Raw genomic sequence first — 17,599 nt, 5'->3', positions numbered from 1 at the left:
GCATGACGGAGGACGCGGGCGACGAAGCGGAGGTTGAATTGAACGATCGTACGTGCATCGTTTCACGTCGGACGTGCGATCCTGCCGATCTCATCCGCTTCGTGCGCGGCCCCGACGGGGCCGTCGTGCCGGATCTGCGGCGTCGACTTCCCGGTCGGGGAGCCCATGTCTCCCTCGACCGGACGCTGGTCGACGAGGCGGTTCGCCGCAAGCTCTTCGCCCGGGCGTTCCGGGCGCAGGTCACCGGACCCGCCGATCTCGGCGATCAGGTGGACGGGCTTCTGGCCAAGGCTGCACTGGGCGCCCTCGGGCTGGCTCGCAAGGCCGGTCAACTGGTAACCGGCGCGACCAAGGTGGACACGGCCATCCGGTCGGGACGCGCGCTCATGGTGATCCATGCCAGCGATGCGGCGCCGGACGGAATACGCAAGCTGGACGCCGCCCGACGGGCGGTCGCGGCGACCGGCGGAACTGAGATTTCATCCCTGCGTCTGCTCGATGCGGACGAATTGGGTTTGGCCTTTGGCCAGGGGAATGTGATACATGCAGCGATCCTTGCCGGTGGCGCGGGCTCGGCTGCGGCGACGTGCCTTCGAGCACTCGCGACATATCGGGGCGAAGGCTCCGGATCGGTTTCAGGCGCGCCCGCAGGGTCCGCCGGCCACGTGACCGATACTGGGAACGACATGGGAGCGCCTTTACAGCGACGCTCCGGGCAAGATGAAGGGCGCGGGCTCGATCCCGCGCAGGAAGCGGAAGCGTAGATGAGCGATACCAAGTCCGGCGACGACAAGACGCTGAGCGTCAGCACGAAGAAGACCCTGACCCTGAAGCGGAGCGGCGTCGAGCAGTCGACGGTGCGCCAGAGTTTCTCGCATGGGCGCACCAACAACGTCGTTGTCGAGACCAAGAAGCGGCGCATCGCCAAGCCGGAGGAGCGCGAGGCATCGCCTGCGGTCGCCGCCGGCCTGAAGCCGCGTGCGCCGCAGCCGGCCGCACCCGCCAAGCCGGCCGAAACGCCGGCAGAGGCGACGTCGCCGCGCGTCGCACCGACAACGCCGCCGCCGACCCCGCCCCAGGCTGGCGGTCGCCCGCAGCAGATCCAGCTCGGTCCCAAGCCCGGCGAGGAGCCGGCTGCCAAGGCACCGGCGCCGAGCGAGCCGGAAGCTCCGGTCGCGGCGAAGGCCGAAGCGGCCGCTCCGGCTGCGCCCGAGACGCCGGCCGCGGAAGCACCGGCGCCGGAGGCCCCTGCGGCCAAGCCGGATGCGCCGAAGGCCGAGGCTGCGGCCCCCGCTGCCGAGAAGCCTGCCGCCGAGAAGCCGGCTGTCGCCAAGCCGGCCGCGCCGGTCGCCAGCACGCCTGCTGCACCGACGGCAACTGCACGTCCGGCTGCCGGCCGTACGGGCGCCGCACCGCAGGGCCGTCCCGGCCCGGGCGGTGCTGGTGGTCGTCCGGCACAGGGTGGTGGACGTCCGGGCGGTCGCGACGAGCGTCGTCCCGCGGCACCGGCCACGGGTCGCCAGCCGCGCGGCGCCGTTCTCAGCGATCTGTCGTCGCGTGAGATGGATGCCCGCCGCCGTGCGCTCGAACTCGCCAAGCAGCGCGAGGCCGAAGACCGTCGCCTGTTCCAGGAGCAGGAAGCCCGCCGCATTGCCGAGGACGAGCGCCGTCAGCGCGAGCGTGAGGAATCCGAGCGCCGTCAGGCCGAGGAGAACGCCCGGCTCGAGCTCGAGGCCGAGGCCCGCCGCAAGGCCGAGGCCGATGCCGAACGCCGCGCTCCGCAGGGCAAGGCCGACGCCAACGCGCCGGCACCGAGCCCGGCCGACGCAGAGGCGGCGGAAGCCGCCGCTGCACGTGGTCGCGGCGATGCCCGTCGCCGGCCCGGCGAGGAAGACGATGCGCGCGCCCGTCCGGGTGTCCGTCGTCCGGTCAAGGGTGCCGAAGCACCGAAGCCGGCCCGTCCGGATCGCGATGCCGGCCGCCGTCGCGGCAAGTTGACGCTCGACAAGGCGCTGACCGCCGATGATGGCGCACGGGGCCGGTCCCTGTCGTCGATCCGGCGCCGCCAGGAGAAGTTCAAACGCTCGCAGCAGAATACGCCGCGGGAGAAAATTGCACGCGAAGTGACCATTCCAGAGACGATCAGCATTCAGGAACTCGCCAACCGCATGTCGGAGCGTTCCGTCGACGTCATCAAGTTCCTCATGCAGCAGGGACAGATGATGAAGCCGGGCGACATCATCGAAGCGGATCTGGCCGAGCTCATCGCATCGGAATTCGGACACACGGTTCGCCGCGTGGCGGAATCCGACGTCGAGGAAGGCATCTTCAACGTCGAGGATAATGTCGAGAAGCTGCAGTCGCGCCCTCCGGTCGTGACGATCATGGGCCATGTCGATCACGGCAAGACCTCGCTGCTCGACGCGATCCGCAAGACGTCCGTGGTGTCCGGCGAGTCCGGCGGCATCACCCAGCATATCGGCGCCTACCAGGTCGAGCAGGATGGTCAGAAGATCACCTTCATCGACACGCCGGGCCACGCCGCCTTCACGGCGATGCGGGCCCGTGGCGCCGAAGCGACCGACATCGCCGTTCTGGTGGTGGCGGCCGACGACAGCGTCATGCCGCAGACGATCGAATCCATCAATCACGCCAAGTCGGCGGGTGTCCCGATCATCGTGGCGATCAACAAGATCGACAAGCCGGGCGCCGATGCGTCGAAGGTCCGCACGGGCCTCTTGCAGCACGAGGTCTTCGTGGAATCCATGGGCGGTGAGGTCCTCGACGTCGAGGTCTCGGCCACCAAGGGTCTCAACCTCGACAAGCTGCTCGAGGCGATCCTGCTGCAGGCCGAACTGCTCGACCTGAAGGCCGACCCGGAGCGCACCGCCGAGGGCTCCGTCATCGAGGCGCAGCTCGACAAGGGCCGCGGTCCGGTCGCGACCGTTCTCGTCCAGACCGGCACGCTCAAGATCGGCGACATCGTCGTCGCCGGCGATGAATGGGGCCGCGTGCGTGCCCTGATCAACGACAAGGGCGAGCAGATCAAGGAAGCCGCGCCGTCGACGCCCGTCGAGGTGCTGGGCATGCAGGGAACGCCGCTTGCCGGCGACCGCATGGCCGTCGTCGAGAACGAGGGCAAGGCCCGCGAGATCGCCGACTACCGCCAGCGCGTGGCCCGCGAGAAGCAGGTCGCCAAGAACGCCGGCCAGCGCGGTTCGCTCGAGCAGATGATGTCGCAGCTGCAGGATACGGGGCTCAAGGAGTTCCCGCTGCTGATCAAGGGCGACGTGCAGGGCTCGATCGAAGCCATCGTCGGCGCGCTCGACGCGCTGGGCACCGACGAGGTTCGTGCCCGGATCGTCCATTCGGGCGCCGGTGCCATCACCGAGTCGGACGTGGCGCTCGCCGCCGCCTCCAACGCCGCGATCATTGGCTTCAATGTCCGCGCCAACAAGCAGGCCCGTGACGCCTCGGCCCGCGACGGGATCGAAATCCGCTACTACAACATCATCTACGACCTCGTGGATGACGTGAAGGATGCGATGTCCGGCCTGCTGTCGCCGGAGCGCCGCGAGACCTTCCTCGGCAATGCCGAGATCCGGGAGGTGTTCAACATCACCAAGGTCGGCAAGGTCGCGGGTTGTCTCGTCACCGAGGGCGAAGTCGAGCGCGGTGCCGGTGTGCGCCTCATCCGCGACAACGTCGTCATCCACGAAGGCACGCTCAAGACGCTCAAGCGCTTCAAGGACGAAGTGCCCAAGGTCATCAGCGGCCAGGAGTGCGGCATGGCTTTCGAGCGCTACGAGGACATTCGCCAGGGCGACGTCATCGAGTGCTTCCGCGTCGAGCACGTGGCCCGCACGCTCTAGAGCGACGCGGAAACAACAGGGCTCAATCGGCGGGCGGGGAGCGATCCTCGCCCGCCGAGCCTTGCGCGTCACGCTGGCCGGAAACGGCGAGCACCCTTTGCCCATCCACCGATATGACGGGACGATTCGGATATGGCCCGAACCTCATCCTCCGGACCCTCGCAGCGCCAATTGAGCGTCGGCGAGAAGGTCAGGCACGCCCTTACCGAGGTGATGCAGCGCGGCGAGATCAATGATCCGATGCTGGAGAAGGCGCTCGTCTCGGTGACCGAGGTGCGCATGTCGTCGGATCTCAAACTCGCAACAGCCTATGTCACGATCCTCGGACAGACCGAGACCAAGCCCTTCGTCGATGCGCTGAACCGCAATGCCCGCTTCATCCGCGGCCGGCTGACGCCAGCGCTGCGGCAGATGAAATACATGCCGGAGGTGCGGTTTCGCACCGATACCTCCTTCGACAATTTCGCGCGCATCGACGCGCTCCTCAAATCGCCGGAGGTCGCCCGCGACCTTGATGACGAGGACGACGACAAGGACAACGGCTGATGGCACGCCGTGGCAAGAAGCCCAAGGGTCGGCCGATCAATGGCTGGATCATCTTCGACAAGCCCAAGGGCATGGGCTCGACCGAGGCCGTGTCGAAGATGAAGTGGATGTTCTTCGCCCAGAAGGCCGGCCATGCCGGCACGCTGGACCCGCTGGCCTCCGGCATGCTGCCGATCGCGCTGGGTGACGCGACCAAGACCGTTCCCTTCGTCATGGATGGCCGCAAGGTCTACCGCTTCAGCGTCCGCTGGGGTGCCGAGACGACGACCGACGACACCGAGGGCCCGGTGGTCAATTCCTCCGAGGCGCGCCCGTCGCGGGCCGACATCGAGGAATTGCTGGCCGACTATACCGGCGAGATCACCCAGGTGCCTCCGAACTTCTCGGCCATCAAGATCGCCGGCGAGCGGGCCTATGATCTGGCGCGCGAGGGCGAGACCGTGGAGATCGCGCCGCGCACGGTTACCGTTCATCGCCTCGACATCGTCGAGATGCCCGACGCCGAGACGACCGTCTTCGAGGCGGAATGCGGCAAGGGCACCTATGTGCGCGCCATCGCCCGCGACCTCGGCCGCGATCTGGGCTGCTACGGCCATGTGGTCGAGTTGCGCCGGGTTTCCGTCGGGGCCTTCGGGGAAGACGACCTGGTGCCGCTGAGCGAGTTGGAAGCGGCGGCCGAAGAGGGCATGGAAGAGCTCGACGCGGAGGCGATCGAGTCCGGTGCCAAACCGCGTGTCGTCGATTTCGAGCCGCTGGACGAATATCTCGTCAGCCCGGAATCGGCCCTGTCGGATCTCTACGAGGTCATGCTCAGCGACGAGCAGGCGAGCCGCGTCCTCTCCGGCAATCCGGTGCTGCTGCGCGGCCGCGATGCGCCGGCCTTCTGCGACGAGGCCTATGCCACCGGCCATGGCCGGCTGATCGCGTTGGGTTCGGTCGAAGAGGGCTCCTTCCGCCCCAAGCGTGTGTTCGGCGGCAAGGGCTAAACCACCGCGGATCCCGTTCGTGCCTGTCGATCCTGCCAGCGCGCCTTATCTCGCTGCGAATGAGCCGCCCGGATAAGCCTCCGGACGGCAGCTGGGCAGCAGGGACGCGATGAGACTGGCGAGCATACCCGGGACGAAGCGACGGGCACGGCGCAAGGAGAAGGCGCGGCGTCTGGCCGTTGGTGCGCCGCCCGGAACCCTCGAGGCCGATCCGCAGGCCGCCCCCACCGTCATCAGCGTTGTCGCCATCGGCGGCGGCGAGAGCCTGCGCCAGACCGGCGTGACGGTCGAAGCAGCGCTGGCGCTGCGCGAATCGTGGCCGCTTGTCTGGATCGATTGTTCGGGCCTTGCCGACATCGAGGCGATCCGCGCCATCGGCGCTGCCTTCGGCCTGCATCCGCTGGCGCTGGAAGACGTCCTCGACACCGCCCAGCGGCCGAAATGCGAGGTGCAGGCGGATCACGCCTTCGTCGTCATGCGGATGCTCGACCGCGAGGGCGGCAGCGAACAGCTGTCGCTGTTCTTCGGCGAGGGCTTCGTCCTGACCTTCCAGGAGCGCGGCGGCGACAGTTTCGAGCCGGTGCGCCAGCGCATCGCCAAGGGCGCGCCGCGGCTCCTGGCCGGCCATGCCGACTATCTCGCCTATGCCCTGATCGATGCGGTGATCGACGCCTATTTCCCGGTGGTGGACGCACAGATCGCCCGGATCGAGCAGCTCGAGGACGACATCCTCGCCGGCGTCGACGGCGACCAGGTGCACGATCTGCACGGCCTGCGCCGCGAGCTCCTCGGCCTGAAGCGCTGGCTGCGGCCGACCCGCGACGCGCTGGGCGTCATCCTGCGGCTCGACCGGACGTGGCTGAGGGCCGAGACGCGGGTCTATTTCACCGACGTGCAGGACCACGCCGACCAGCTGATCGACACCAACGAGACCTATCGCGACACCGCCTCGGGGCTGATCGACCTGCACATGACCCTGTCGGCGGCCAAAACGAGCGAGGTGATCAACCTCCTGACCATCATCTCGACCATCTTCATTCCGCTCGGCTTTCTCGCCGGTCTCTGGGGCATGAATTTCAACCCCGAGATATCCGACTGGAACATGCCGCTGACCCAGCATCCGCTCGGCTATCCGATCGCGCTGGCCTTCATGCTGGCGCTGGCGCTGGGCCTTCTCGTCTATTTCCGCAAACGGCGCTGGATCTGATCATGCTCGACCCTGAAGCCCAGGCCGTTCTCGACGATCTGGCGCGCAAGGCCGCCGTGCAGGTGGCGCCGCGCGATGCCCCCCAGAAACTCGCCCAGGCCCGCGCCATGACCGGCGCCATGGCCGATTATTCCGGCGAGGCGCCCGCCGGCGTCAGCGCCCGCGACATCGCGGTGCCGGGCCCGGCCGGGCCGATCCGCGTGCGCCTGACCCGGCCAGACGGCGCAGCATCGCCGCCGCTCCTGGTCTGGTATCACGGCGGCGGCGCCATGGCGGGCTCGCTGGAGGGCCACGACGTCCCGCTGCGCCAGCTGACCGAAGCGACCGGCTGGGCGATCGCCTCGGTCGACTATAGGCTGGCGCCCGAACATCCCCATCCCGCCCCCCAGGACGATTGCCTCGCCGCCACGCGCGCCCTGCGGGATGCGGCCGAGGCGCTCGGCTGCGACCCGGCGCGCCTTGCCATCGGCGGCGATTCCATCGGCGGGCTGTTTGCCGCCGACGTGGCGCTGGCGCTGCGCGAGGCGGGCGAGCGGCTACCCGAGGCGATGGTGCTGGTCTATCCCAACACCGATCTGCGGCCGGACCGCCCCTGGCCGTCGCTCGGCACCGAGAGCGGCCATGTGATGACGCGAGGCTCGCTCGCCTATGAGAACGACCTCTTCGTGCCCGATGTCGCCGAGCGCCACACGCCGCGCGCCTCGCCCTTCCTGGCGCCGGACCTCGCCGGCCTGCCGCGGGCGCTGGTGATCACCTGCGAGCACGACCCGCTGCGCGACGAGGGCGAGGGTTTTGCCGCGCGCCTCGGCGACGCCGGCGTCGCGGTCACCGCCCATCGCGAGGCGGGGATGATCCACGCAGTCCTGCAGATGGATGGCTGGATCGCCCGTGCCGCCGAGCTGCGCGCCCGCATCGCGGATTTCCTCGGCTAGGCGCGCGGCCGCGCCCGGCGGCGCGATGCGCCCCGGCTGTGGCCCGTTCCGCGCCGGCTTCCCCCCGGCGGATCTCGTCCGGCTGCCGACGGGCAGCGGAGCGCCGGAGGCGAACCTTCCGACTGTTTGTGTATCGGCTCGCCTCCGGCGCTCCGCACGGCGTCTTTGCGAATGCGTTTCACCCTCCCGTCCGCCGGCGCCGCATTGGCGCGGGCGCTGGCCTCGGGGTGGGTGGCTGCCGGCTCGGTGCGGGTTGCCCCGCATGCGGACCGTTCCGCGCCGCCTCCTAGTGGGCAGGGTCCGGCGGGGCCACGCATCCGTCCGGGCCGCCCGACCCTCCGGAAGGGCCAGGCGTCGCGGACGCCGCCCGCCTCCCCGAACGATCCCGGCGATCGTCCGTCCCGTCGGGGACGCGGTGAGGGCAGTGTGCAGGCGGTGGCGAGGGGTGGGGATAAGATTTGTGGGGCGGGATTGATGCAATAGAAAATAGGACTGGCAGGTTTCCACCATGGAGATAGCGGTTCTTCGGCTCCAAGCTGTAGATCAGTCCTAGTGTCGGAACAGGCCATGCCTGGGATCGCGGCCCCGCCGGATGAAATGACGAGTTTCCCCGATGCTGCTGCAGACGGGGGGAAATCGAAGTGGCCGACCTCCCGTCGCTAATGCAGAATTAACCGGAATGATTGTTTTTACACGCGGGCGTCGCTGGGACGTCATTCAGGTTATCCGACTGGAACAAAAGTGAGAATCAACGACCTCCGCATGGCCAGGAAGCTCGCGCTTGCCTTCTTCGCCGTAATCTTCGCCACGATCTCGGCGGACTTCCTCGTCTATCGCTCGCTGGACGCTATCGGGAAGAATGCTGACCTCAATCAGAAAAGCTTCGGTCTCAGCATCAATGCCGAGAAAATGCTGGAGACCATGGTCGAGCAGCAGAACGCCGTGCGCGGATACTTGTTAAGTAACAATGAGAGCTTCGTTGCGACGTACGAGAAAGCGAAGAGCGGCTTCACATCCCATGCCGAGTCCTTCAAAGCGAACACCGTTTCGGCTGAGCAGCGGACGCGCGTCGAGAACCTGCAGGCCATCGTCGCAAACTGGCAGGCCCAGTCTGCTGAGCGGCAATTAGAACTAGCACGCAACCCTTCGACGCGTGAACAGGCGTTCGCGCTCACTGGAAAACTGACGTTGGCCGAGGGGCGCGTCCTTGTAGACGCGGTTCGCGAAGGACAGGAAGCCCTAATTGCAGCGCGTGTCGTGGAACGTGATGCGGCGGCCAGCGCTGCTAATCTGACACTTACGCTGGGCGCCGTTGCTGCGACCGCGATCGCGCTTGTAATGGGCTTCTTTTTGTCTCGTTCGATCTCGACGCCGATCTCGCAGATGACCGGTGTCATGCGTTCGCTCGCCGCCGGCGACAAGACCGTGGCGATCCCGGGCGCCGGACGCCAGGACGAGATCGGCGAGATGGCCGGGGCCGTCGAGGCCTTCAAGAAGGCCGCGATCGAGCGCGATGAGCTGGCTCAGGAAGCCGAGGCCACCCGCATCAGCCAGGAAGACGCCAAGAAGCGTCAGGCGGCCCTCGACAATGCCAAGGCCGAGGACCTGCGCGCCTTCGTCGGCGTCGTCGAAGTGGGCTTCGAACGCCTGTCGGCCGGCGACCTGACCGTGCGCATGCAGGACAGGGTGGCCGAGGAATTCGAGCCGATCCGGGCGAAGTTCAACGCCAGCGTCGCCTCGCTGGAAGAGGCCATCGGCCATGTCGTGACCTCCATCGCCTCGATCCGCACCGGTCTCGGCGAGATCAACACCGCGTCGAACGATCTTGCCCACCGCACCGAGCAGCAGGCGGCGAGCCTCGAGGAAACCGTCGCAGCGCTGGGTCAGGTCACGCAGGCAGTCAACGAGACCGCCGAGGGCGCCGGCAAGGCCCAGCAGGTGGCGTCCGGTGCCCGCGAGAAGGCCCAGAAGGGCGGCGAGGTCGTCGGCAAGGCGGTCGCGGCCATGGGCCAGATCGAGCAGTCTTCGGAGAAGATCAACTCGATCATCTCGGTCATCGACGAGATCGCCTTCCAGACCAACCTCCTGGCGCTGAATGCCGGCGTCGAGGCGGCGCGGGCCGGCGAGGCGGGCAAGGGCTTTGCGGTCGTCGCCCAGGAAGTGCGCGGGCTTGCCCAGCGCTCGGCGGAAGCGGCCAAGGAGATCAAGACCCTGATCGCGACGTCGCGCGAGCAGGTCGGCACCGGTGTCGAGCTGGTCACCGCGTCCGGCAAGTCGCTGGAGGAGATCGTCACTGAAGTCAGCGCCATGGCGGAGGTCATCTCGACCATTGCCTCCTCGGCTCGCGAACAGGCGACGAGCCTGCGCGAAGTCTCCGGCGCCGCCGACCAGATGGACAAGGTGACCCAGCAGAACGCCGCCATGGTGGAAGAGGCGACGGCGGCCAGCCAGACGCTGGCCAACGAGACCGACGAGCTGGCCCATGCCATGGCGCAGTTCCGCACCGGTATGGGCGAGGCAAAGGCTCGTCCGCAGCTGGCGCGTCCATCGAAGCATCACCGTGCGAATGTCACGCAGCTTCGCCAAATTGGCACAGGGGGCGCGGTTCGGGCTCAGAACCCCGAAACCGATAGCTGGGCCGAGTTCTAAGCTTGGTGACCGGGGCCAGTAAGTTTACTGGCCCCGGTCATCCACGCCGAACTCGAATGCTCCGGCGAACGTCTCCGCTCGCTTGACCGGGCACCGCGTACGCCCAATGAGGATGGAAGAGTAAGATAAGGAAATGACACCGGAACAGATCATTAGAATGTCAGACTATAGCACTTCTGCCTGTTGCAGAACGGCGCGATATCCATAACGATGCAACGGTAGAGATATTCAACTGCGTCTTCAGAAGTCGGCGGACGGATGCGGGCCGGCGCGTGGGGAAGCTCACTCGTGGCCTCCACTGGCGCAGGTGGCCACATTGGAGACCGGCGTAAAAGTCCTGTTATTTCCCTACCACAGATCCGCCAGGGCGGCGCCGGCGAGGGCGGAGAGGATGAGGGCGGAGGAGGTCTTGAGGGGCAGGGGCTTGCGGGGCGCGGTTTCGCCGCTGAAGAAGTTCAGCGGCATCAGGCGGTTCTGGTTGCCGCCGGCCTCGCCGCGGGGCGCCTCGATGTAGCATTCGTCGTCGAACCAGGCCCAGGCGTCGGTCCAGGTCCAGCAATCATGCGCGCGGTAAACGTCGGCGATTGCCTCGGCCAGCGCCTTGTCGGTCGGCAGCCGCACATAGGGCGCCGGGTCCGAGCGCAGATAGCGCATGGCCAGCGGCAGCGAGCGCTCGGTGCAGTAGTTCGACATCCACAAGGTGAAGCCGATCCTGCGGCGCAGATGGTCGAGGGCGCGGAAGATTTGGACATGGTCCTCATGGCCGTATTCGCCCCAGGGATTGTGGGTGAAGACGTTCATGTCGGGCGTCAGCATCGGCGCCAGCGCATCGCAGATGCGGGTGAAATTGTCCCGGTAGGCCTGGGCGACCCGCTCGGGCGAGGTGACCGGCGACAGCGGCGAGACCTTGCCGAGGGCCCGCTTGGCAAGGCGCGTGACCTCGCGGCGGGTCTCCTCGGGCCCGAGCCGCATGCCGTAATCGGTCAGCACCGGGTTCTGCCAGTCGGCGCAGCCATAGCTGCCGGGCTCGGCGATGTTGAGGCAGGTGACGTCGCGCAGAGGCAGCGCCGCCATGGCCGCCGCCCGCGCCGGGCCGAGCCGGGGCGCGGCCCAGAAGTCGCGAAACACGATGACGACCTTGTCCACCTTGCCGACGATGGCGTTGAACCACAGCATCTCGTCGTCGGGATGCGCGCCGATGATCATGGAATTGGTCAGGAAGTCGGGCCTGGCAGGCATTTATGTCTCGCTGGTCTTCGTCGATACTGTGCGGCGCAGCATGACCCCGCGCAGACGGCGAAGTTGTTCGCGTATCGCAAAGACTAGACGGGCGGCCCGTCCCAGTACAGTGGGTGTGCCGGTGAGGATGAACATCGGTGTCGGCGCGGTGCCGAAATCGGCCTTGAAGTCTTCGTCGCCGATGGTGAAGTCGAAGATGCGGCCGCCGCGCGCCAGCCAGTCCTCCATCATCAGATCGTAGAGGACGAGGCCGGGGGAATGGCGGCCGAAATTGTCGTAGTCGGCGCCGATCAGGAGGTAGAGCAGCCGCTCGCCTTCCGTGAGGGCGAAGACATAGGCGATGGGCGTGTCGCCCTCCGACAGGCGGTAGAGGGCGCAGAAGCCGGCGCCGCTGCCGCGCTCGGCGATGGCGGCGTAGAACCGGGCGACGTCCGGCGTCTGGATCGGGTCGCCGTCGAAGCGGCCGCTGCGCAAATCGCGCAGCCGGTGGACGGCTTCCGCGGCAGCCTGGCCCTCCAGCCGGTCGAGGCGCACCGCCGGGTTCTTCAGGAGGCGTTTCTTGCGGCGGTCGAGATATTTCTGGAAGCTGCGCGAGAAGGCCGTCCGGCGCCAGTCGGCATAGGGCGTCGTCAGAGTGGCGGCATGGGCGCTGAAATCGGCGGGTTCCGGTTCGACGGCCAGGAACAGCCGCCAGTCGGCGACGGCTTCGGGCCGGACCGGGCGCAGGCGCAGCATGTCATGGCCCGGCAGGACGGCGCGGATGCGGGCGGTAAGCGTAGTGTCGGCGGCGAGCGCCGGGCGGCTGGCCGGGTCGACCACTGGCGCCGCATAGTCGCTGACGCCGAGATCGGTGGCTTCCAGGAGCCGGATGCCCTGGACGCGGCGCAGGATCAGCGGCAGGACGAAGGCGAGGCGGCCGTCCGGATGGCGGCCGGTGACGATGACGGGCGCAGCGCCCCGCGCCGGCGCCAGCATCGCGTAGAATGTGTCGAGCCACAGCGGATGGGCGAAGGCTCCGGTGGCCGCGGCTTCGAAGAGACGGGCATAGTCCGGGCCAGAAAAGTCGAAGCTCTTCTCGCAGGCGATACGCAGGTGGTGATCGTCTGATGCTGCTGGCATGGGATCAGGGTCGCCCGTTTCGTGCAGCATTGTTACCGGTCACCCTGTTGATATTCGGTTGACGCGATCGTGATGGCGCAATGCTTGCTTAGCCGGCAATGTATATGCGGGCCGATCGGCGGCTGTGGCGGCGCGAAACGGGCCGCGGCCGGTCGCGGCTAGCATTGTGGGCCGAGATCGCGTATATGCGCCGCAGCGCCGGGCGGTTTGCCTGCCCCGCGCTGTTCATGGCCCTCGCTGGACGACATCCCGGCCAGGGCGACCAACCCTCACATTTTCCAAGAAAGGGAATCCGATGTCGATTACGCTTGAGCGCAAGGCCGAGCTCATGAAGGAATACGCCACCAAGGACGGCGACACCGGTTCGCCGGAAGTCCAGGTTGCGATCCTGACCGAGCGGATCACCAACCTTACCGAGCATTTCAAGGACCACAAGAAGGACAACCACTCGCGTCGTGGCCTTCTGAAGATGGTCTCCCAGCGCCGCCGCCTCCTCGACTATCTGAAGTCCAAGGAAGAGCAGCGCTACACGACCCTGATCGGCCGTCTCGGACTGCGCCGCTAGTCAGTTTTCCGGCGGGCCGGGGGCGATACGCTTCCGGCCCGCCGCTTATGCCGCTTCCGCACGTCGGAGGCGGTCATGCCCCGGTACCCGGCGCGCCCGCAAGGCTCGCAGGTCCGACCCTTCGAACGGTCACGGGGCAGGATTGCCGGATGCTTCCGGTGCGAATGCGGGTCGCCCCCGCCGCGTGCCACAAGCGAAGCCTCCCGTCGTCTTGCCCGTGATGCGTTTCGGCACCGCAACGCGCGCCGTCCATGACCCCGAAAAGGCGGTTTCGGCGCGCAGGATGAAAAGGCAAGAACATGTTCGATACCCATAAGGTGGAAATCGACTGGGCGGGACGTCCGCTCACCCTCGAGACCGGCAAGATCGCCCGTCAGGCCGACGGCGCCGTGCTGGCGACCTACGGCGAGACCGTCGTTCTGGCGACCGTCGTGTCGGCCAAGCAGCCCAAGCCGGGCCTCGACTTCTTCCCGCTGACCGTGAACTACCAGGAAAAGACCTTCGCCGCCGGCAAGATCCCGGGTGGCTTCTTCAAGCGCGAAGGCCGTCCGAGCGAGAAGGAGACGCTGGTCTCTCGCCTGATCGACCGTCCGATCCGCCCGCTCTTCGCCCAGGGCTACAAGAACGAGACCCAGGTCGTCGTCACCGTCCTGCAGCATGATCTGGAGAACGATCCGGACGTGCTGGCGATGGTCGCAGCCTCGGCCGCGCTGACCCTGTCGGGCGTGCCCTTCATGGGCCCGATCGGCGGCGCGCGCGTCGGCTACATCAACGGCGAGTACAAGCTGAACCCGCATGTCGACGAGATGGCCGAGTCGCAGCTCGACCTGGTCGTCGCCGGCACCGAGGGCGCCGTCCTGATGGTGGAATCGGAAGCTCACGAGCTGGCCGAAGACATCATGCTGGGCGCCGTCATGTTCGGCCATCGCGGCTTCCAGCCGGTGATCGACGCGATCATCAAGCTGGCCGAGCACGCCGCCAAGGAGCCGCGCGAGCACGTCGTCGCCGACTATTCGGCGCTCGAGGCCGAGATGCTGCAGCTGGTCGAGGGCGAGCTGCGCGACGCCTACAAGATCACCGACAAGACCGAGCGCTACAACGCCGTCGACGCGGTCAAGGCCAAGGTCACCGCGCACTTCCTGCCGGAAGGCGTCGAGGACACCAAGTATTCCAAGGAGCAGGTCGGCACCGTCTTCAAGTCGCTGCAGGCCAAGATTGTCCGCTGGAACATCCTCGACACGGGCGGCCGCATCGACGGCCGTGACCTGAAGACGGTCCGCAAGATCGTCTCGGAGGCCGGCATCCTGCCGCGCGCCCACGGTTCGGCGCTGTTCACCCGCGGCGAGACCCAGGCGCTGGTCGTCGCCACGCTCGGCACCGGCGAGGACGAGCAGTTCGTCGACGCCCTGACCGGCACCTACAAGGAGCGCTTCCTGCTCCATTACAACTTCCCGCCCTACTCGGTCGGCGAGACCGGCCGCATGGGTTCGCCCGGCCGCCGCGAGATCGGCCACGGCAAGCTGGCATGGCGCGCGCTGCGTCCGATGCTGCCGGCACCGGAGCAGTTCCCCTACACGATCCGCGCCGTCTCCGAGGTTACCGAGTCGAACGGCTCGTCCTCGATGGCGACCGTCTGCGGCACCTCGCTGGCGCTGATGGATGCGGGCGTTCCGCTGAAGCGTTCGGTGGCGGGTATCGCCATGGGCCTGATCAAGGAAGACGAGCGCTTCGCAGTGCTCTCCGACATCCTTGGTGACGAGGACCATCTCGGCGACATGGACTTCAAGGTCGCCGGCACCTCCGAGGGCATCACCTCGCTGCAGATGGACATCAAGATCCAGGGCATCACCGAGGAGATCATGCAGATCGCCCTCGACCAGGCCAAGGGCGGCCGCTTGCACATCCTGCAGGAGATGGGTCAGGCGCTGTCGGAAAGCCGCGCCGAGCTGGGCGAGTTCGCCCCGCGCATCGAGGTCATGCAGATCCCGACCGACAAGATCCGCGACGTCATCGGCGCCGGCGGCAAGATCATCCGCGAGATCGTCGAGAAGACCGGCGCCAAGATCAACATCGAGGATGACGGCACGGTGAAGATCGCGTCGTCCTCCGGCAAGGAGATCGAGGCGGCCAAGAAGTGGATCCACTCGATCGTCGCCGAGCCGGAAGTCGGCGAAGTCTACGAGGGTACGGTCGTCAAGACCGTCGAGTTCGGCGCCTTCGTGAACTTCTTCGGTTCGCGTGACGGTCTCGTCCACATCTCGCAGCTCGCCGCCGATCGCGTCGCCAAGACGACCGACATCGTCAAGGAAGGCGACAAGGTCTGGGTCAAGCTGATGGGCTTCGACGAGCGCGGCAAGGTTCGCCTGTCGATGAAGGTCGTCGACCAGGAGACCGGCCAGGAAATCAAGAAGGGCGAGGAAGACGCCGCCTGATCAGGCCGTCTCTCGCTGACAGAATGAAAGGCGCGTCCCTCGGGGCGCGCCTTTTTTTGTTGGAATGAGGGCCGCGGCCTTCGGACCTGGTCGGTGCTTGCGTGTCGTCAGACGGACCGCCGGTGCCGCCGGCGCGACGAACGCTCCTGCAGCCGGGCGATTGCCTCGAGCGCGTCGACGGCGAGCGGCAGCCGCGCGACCTCCTCGACCTGCGGGCGGGTCAGGCCGGTGATGTCTTCCAGGATATGGTCGTCGACCCGCAAAAGGGTGTTGAAGGCGTCGCGGCAAAGCCGCTGCCGGCGCTTCCCCACCGTCCAGGAATGCAGCCATCCCACGAGGCCGGGCTGACTGTGGTGTACTTCGTCGAGCCGGATGGACTGGGGCAGGGTCGAATGATGCAGCATGAGAACCTCCAATTGACGGTGGGCAAAATGTGAGGGTTTCTCATTGATGAGGCAAACGAGAAGGAGTAAGCCTAGCGGCAAGTTCTGCTAATAGGAGGCTCCGCCCGTGCTGACCCCCAATCTGCCCAATCTCGACATGGACCTCGCCCGCACGATGGTGGCGATCGCCGACACCGGCAATTTCTCGCGGGCCGCGGAGCGGGTGCATCGCAGCGCCTCGGCGATCAGCCTGCAGGTGAAGAAGCTGGAGGACATGGTCGGCCGCGACCTGTTCCGCCGCGATGCCCGCAGCGTGGCGCTGACCGCCGATGGCGAGATATTCCTCGGCTATGCCCGCCGCCTTCTGAAGCTGAACGACGAGGCCTTCTCGCGCTTCCTGTCGCCCTGCTGCGAGGGCAGCGTGCGGCTGGGCGTGCCCAATGACAACGGCGTCGTCGCCATGCCGGAAATCCTCCGGCGCTTCGCCCGGACCCATCCCAAGGTCGAGGTGGAGGTGCGGCTGGACCGCACCGAGGAATTGCGGCGGCGCTGCTGGTCCGGGGAGCTCGATCTCGCCGTCTACAGTCACGACGAACGCCTCGACGGGCCGGACTACATCCATTCCGAGCCGCTGGTCTGGGTGGGCGCGCGCGGCGGCCTCGCCGTCGCCGAAACGCCGCTGCCGCTCGCCCTTGCCGATGCCGGCTGCGCCTGGCGCGGCATGGCGCTGGCGGCGCTGGACGCCCGCGATATCGACTACCGCGTCGCCTATACCAGCGAGTTCTGCACCGGCCAGCTTGCGGCCGTCGCCGCCGATCTCGCCATCGCGCCGCTGCCGATCAGCGTCGTGTCGGACGACATCGTGCAGCTGGGCGCCGAGCGCGGCCTGCCGCCGCTGGGCAATTACCGCATGACCCTGGCCCGCCGCGGCGGCGCCGGCCCGGTCGCCGATGCTCTGGCCGCCCATGTGACCGCCAGCTTCTGCGCCATTGCCGAACGCGGCACCCGCCTGTTCGCCTGACGGGCGCGGGGACTGGTATGATCAGGCAGCAGGCGTATCGTGGCCGGGGGCGCGGTCGTTCGGTGCGACCGGTGCGCTGGGGGAGCCTTGAGGGAGGATGAGGGAATGCCGGGGCTGATCATCCGCGTCGTGGCGGCGCTGTTTCTCGGGCTCGTCTCCAGCCAGTCGCTGGAATTCACCCAGCAATATCTCCAGCGCCTCGGCGGCGCCGTCGACGAATTGCGCAAGGTCGTGGAGCGCTTCGACGCCAGCGCGGCGGCCTCCGACCTGTCGCGCAGCGAGGCGGTGGCGCGGTTGCGCGAGAATCGCGACGCCTTCGTCGCGCGCCAAGGCGCGGACGCCGAACAGACCATCGCCCGCTATGACGCGGTGGAGCGGCGTTATCGCAGCGTCGCTGAATCGGCGCCCCTGTTCCGGCCCTTCGTCGCAGCGGGCGACCCGGACTGGGAGATCGCCGAGCGCGCCGCCGCCGACTATCGCCCGGCCCTGCCGATCACCGTCGAGGGGCTGCTCCTGGCGGTCGCGGGTTTTGCCCTCGGCTGGGCGATCGGGGCCGGCGGCCATGGCGCCGCGCGCATGCGCCGGCGTCGCCGCAAGCGTCGGCTGGCGTCGAGCTGAGCCGACGACCGCGATCTTGGCGCGGCGGCG

General features: G+C 67.6%; 13 protein-coding genes and 1 pseudogene. 11 read left to right on the top strand and 3 right to left on the bottom strand.

Annotated features, from left to right (window positions below):
* Window positions 1-2 precede the first annotated feature (2 nt).
* From H9Q09_RS03525 to H9Q09_RS03495, 7 genes and pseudogenes are all read left to right on the top strand, one after another.
* Window positions 3-632 (top strand): annotated as a pseudogene (locus H9Q09_RS03525) (RNA-binding protein); the annotation flags it as partial.
* A 132-nt stretch (window positions 633-764) separates the two neighbouring features.
* Window positions 765-3,872 (top strand): translation initiation factor IF-2, encoded by a 3,108-nt coding sequence (gene infB / locus H9Q09_RS03520; RefSeq protein WP_187389916.1) that lies wholly within the window; start codon window positions 765-767, stop codon window positions 3,870-3,872.
* A 132-nt stretch (window positions 3,873-4,004) separates the two neighbouring features.
* Window positions 4,005-4,418: a 30S ribosome-binding factor RbfA gene (gene rbfA, locus H9Q09_RS03515; protein ID WP_024349515.1), complete on the top strand. Its 414-nt coding sequence runs from the start codon at window positions 4,005-4,007 to the stop codon at window positions 4,416-4,418.
* Complete coding sequence (gene truB, locus H9Q09_RS03510; RefSeq protein ID WP_187389915.1) at window positions 4,418-5,404, top strand: tRNA pseudouridine(55) synthase TruB; 987 nt, start codon at window positions 4,418-4,420, stop codon at window positions 5,402-5,404. Before rbfA ends, truB begins: the two co-directional genes overlap by 1 nt.
* 109 nt (window positions 5,405-5,513) lie before the next feature.
* Window positions 5,514-6,611, top strand: coding sequence for a magnesium/cobalt transporter CorA (corA, locus tag H9Q09_RS03505; RefSeq protein WP_187389914.1), 1,098 nt, complete (start codon window positions 5,514-5,516; stop codon window positions 6,609-6,611).
* Between the two features lie 2 nt (window positions 6,612-6,613).
* Window positions 6,614-7,543, top strand: a complete 930-nt coding sequence (locus H9Q09_RS03500) for an alpha/beta hydrolase (protein ID WP_187389913.1) — start codon at window positions 6,614-6,616, stop codon at window positions 7,541-7,543.
* A gap of 762 nt (window positions 7,544-8,305) precedes the next feature.
* Window positions 8,306-10,192 carry a methyl-accepting chemotaxis protein gene (locus H9Q09_RS03495; protein WP_246715983.1) on the top strand — a complete coding sequence of 629 codons (1,887 nt, stop codon included), beginning with the start codon at window positions 8,306-8,308 and terminating at the stop codon, window positions 10,190-10,192.
* A 348-nt stretch (window positions 10,193-10,540) separates the two neighbouring features.
* Here H9Q09_RS03495 and H9Q09_RS03490 read toward each other — a convergent pair whose 3' ends face one another.
* On the bottom strand, window positions 10,541-11,431 hold the full coding sequence (locus H9Q09_RS03490; protein ID WP_187389912.1) for a hypothetical protein: 891 nt from the start codon (window positions 11,429-11,431) through the stop codon (window positions 10,541-10,543).
* A complete protein-coding gene (locus H9Q09_RS03485; protein ID WP_187389911.1) occupies window positions 11,432-12,550 on the bottom strand; it encodes a GNAT family N-acetyltransferase in 1,119 nt (372 codons plus the stop codon).
* A gap of 211 nt (window positions 12,551-12,761) precedes the next feature.
* On the opposite strand from H9Q09_RS03485, the gene rpsO reads away from it, so the two are divergent.
* Both rpsO and pnp read left to right on the top strand, forming a co-directional pair.
* Window positions 12,762-13,115, top strand: coding sequence for a 30S ribosomal protein S15 (rpsO, locus tag H9Q09_RS03480; RefSeq protein ID WP_276324913.1), 354 nt, complete (start codon window positions 12,762-12,764; stop codon window positions 13,113-13,115).
* Between the two features lie 299 nt (window positions 13,116-13,414).
* The gene (pnp, locus tag H9Q09_RS03475; protein ID WP_024349522.1) at window positions 13,415-15,547 is read left to right on the top strand and encodes a polyribonucleotide nucleotidyltransferase; all 2,133 of its coding nucleotides are present in this window, start codon (window positions 13,415-13,417) and stop codon (window positions 15,545-15,547) included.
* Window positions 15,548-15,654: 107 nt separating this feature from the next.
* On the opposite strand, the gene H9Q09_RS03470 is transcribed toward pnp, so the two are convergent.
* The gene (locus tag H9Q09_RS03470; protein ID WP_187389910.1) at window positions 15,655-15,951 is read right to left on the bottom strand and encodes a hypothetical protein; all 297 of its coding nucleotides are present in this window, start codon (window positions 15,949-15,951) and stop codon (window positions 15,655-15,657) included.
* 106 nt (window positions 15,952-16,057) lie between these two features.
* Between H9Q09_RS03470 and H9Q09_RS03465 the strand changes: the two genes are divergently transcribed.
* Together H9Q09_RS03465 and H9Q09_RS03460 are read left to right on the top strand one after the other, a co-directional pair.
* Window positions 16,058-16,951, top strand: coding sequence for a LysR substrate-binding domain-containing protein (locus tag H9Q09_RS03465; RefSeq protein WP_348646268.1), 894 nt, complete (start codon window positions 16,058-16,060; stop codon window positions 16,949-16,951).
* Window positions 16,952-17,056: 105 nt separating this feature from the next.
* Entirely contained in the window at window positions 17,057-17,569 is a 513-nt protein-coding gene (locus tag H9Q09_RS03460; protein WP_187389909.1) for a DUF2937 family protein, read from the top strand.
* Window positions 17,570-17,599: the final 30 nt, after the last annotated feature.

This window comes from Aurantimonas sp. DM33-3, from assembly GCF_014334315.1.
Lineage (GTDB): Bacteria > Pseudomonadota > Alphaproteobacteria > Rhizobiales > Rhizobiaceae > Aurantimonas > Aurantimonas coralicida.
Note: the sequence above shows the minus strand (reverse complement) of the source record. Positions and strands in the feature narration are given on the sequence as shown.

What these genes read in the sequence shown, in the direction of transcription:
- truB (WP_187389915.1), top strand. Translation starts at nt 4,418, where the DNA reads ATGGCACGCCGTGGCAAGAAGCCCAAGGGTCGGCCGATCAATGGCTGG.
- H9Q09_RS03495 (WP_246715983.1), top strand. Translation starts at nt 8,306, where the DNA reads ATGGCCAGGAAGCTCGCGCTTGCCTTCTTCGCCGTAATCTTCGCCACG.
- infB (WP_187389916.1), top strand. Translation starts at nt 765, where the DNA reads ATGAGCGATACCAAGTCCGGCGACGACAAGACGCTGAGCGTCAGCACG.
- pnp (WP_024349522.1), top strand. Translation starts at nt 13,415, where the DNA reads ATGTTCGATACCCATAAGGTGGAAATCGACTGGGCGGGACGTCCGCTC.
- corA (WP_187389914.1), top strand. Translation starts at nt 5,514, where the DNA reads ATGAGACTGGCGAGCATACCCGGGACGAAGCGACGGGCACGGCGCAAG.
- H9Q09_RS03490 (WP_187389912.1), bottom strand. Translation starts at nt 11,431, where the DNA reads ATGCCTGCCAGGCCCGACTTCCTGACCAATTCCATGATCATCGGCGCG.
- H9Q09_RS03470 (WP_187389910.1), bottom strand. Translation starts at nt 15,951, where the DNA reads ATGCTGCATCATTCGACCCTGCCCCAGTCCATCCGGCTCGACGAAGTA.
- rbfA (WP_024349515.1), top strand. Translation starts at nt 4,005, where the DNA reads ATGGCCCGAACCTCATCCTCCGGACCCTCGCAGCGCCAATTGAGCGTC.
- H9Q09_RS03485 (WP_187389911.1), bottom strand. Translation starts at nt 12,550, where the DNA reads ATGCCAGCAGCATCAGACGATCACCACCTGCGTATCGCCTGCGAGAAG.
- H9Q09_RS03460 (WP_187389909.1), top strand. Translation starts at nt 17,057, where the DNA reads ATGCCGGGGCTGATCATCCGCGTCGTGGCGGCGCTGTTTCTCGGGCTC.
- H9Q09_RS03500 (WP_187389913.1), top strand. Translation starts at nt 6,614, where the DNA reads ATGCTCGACCCTGAAGCCCAGGCCGTTCTCGACGATCTGGCGCGCAAG.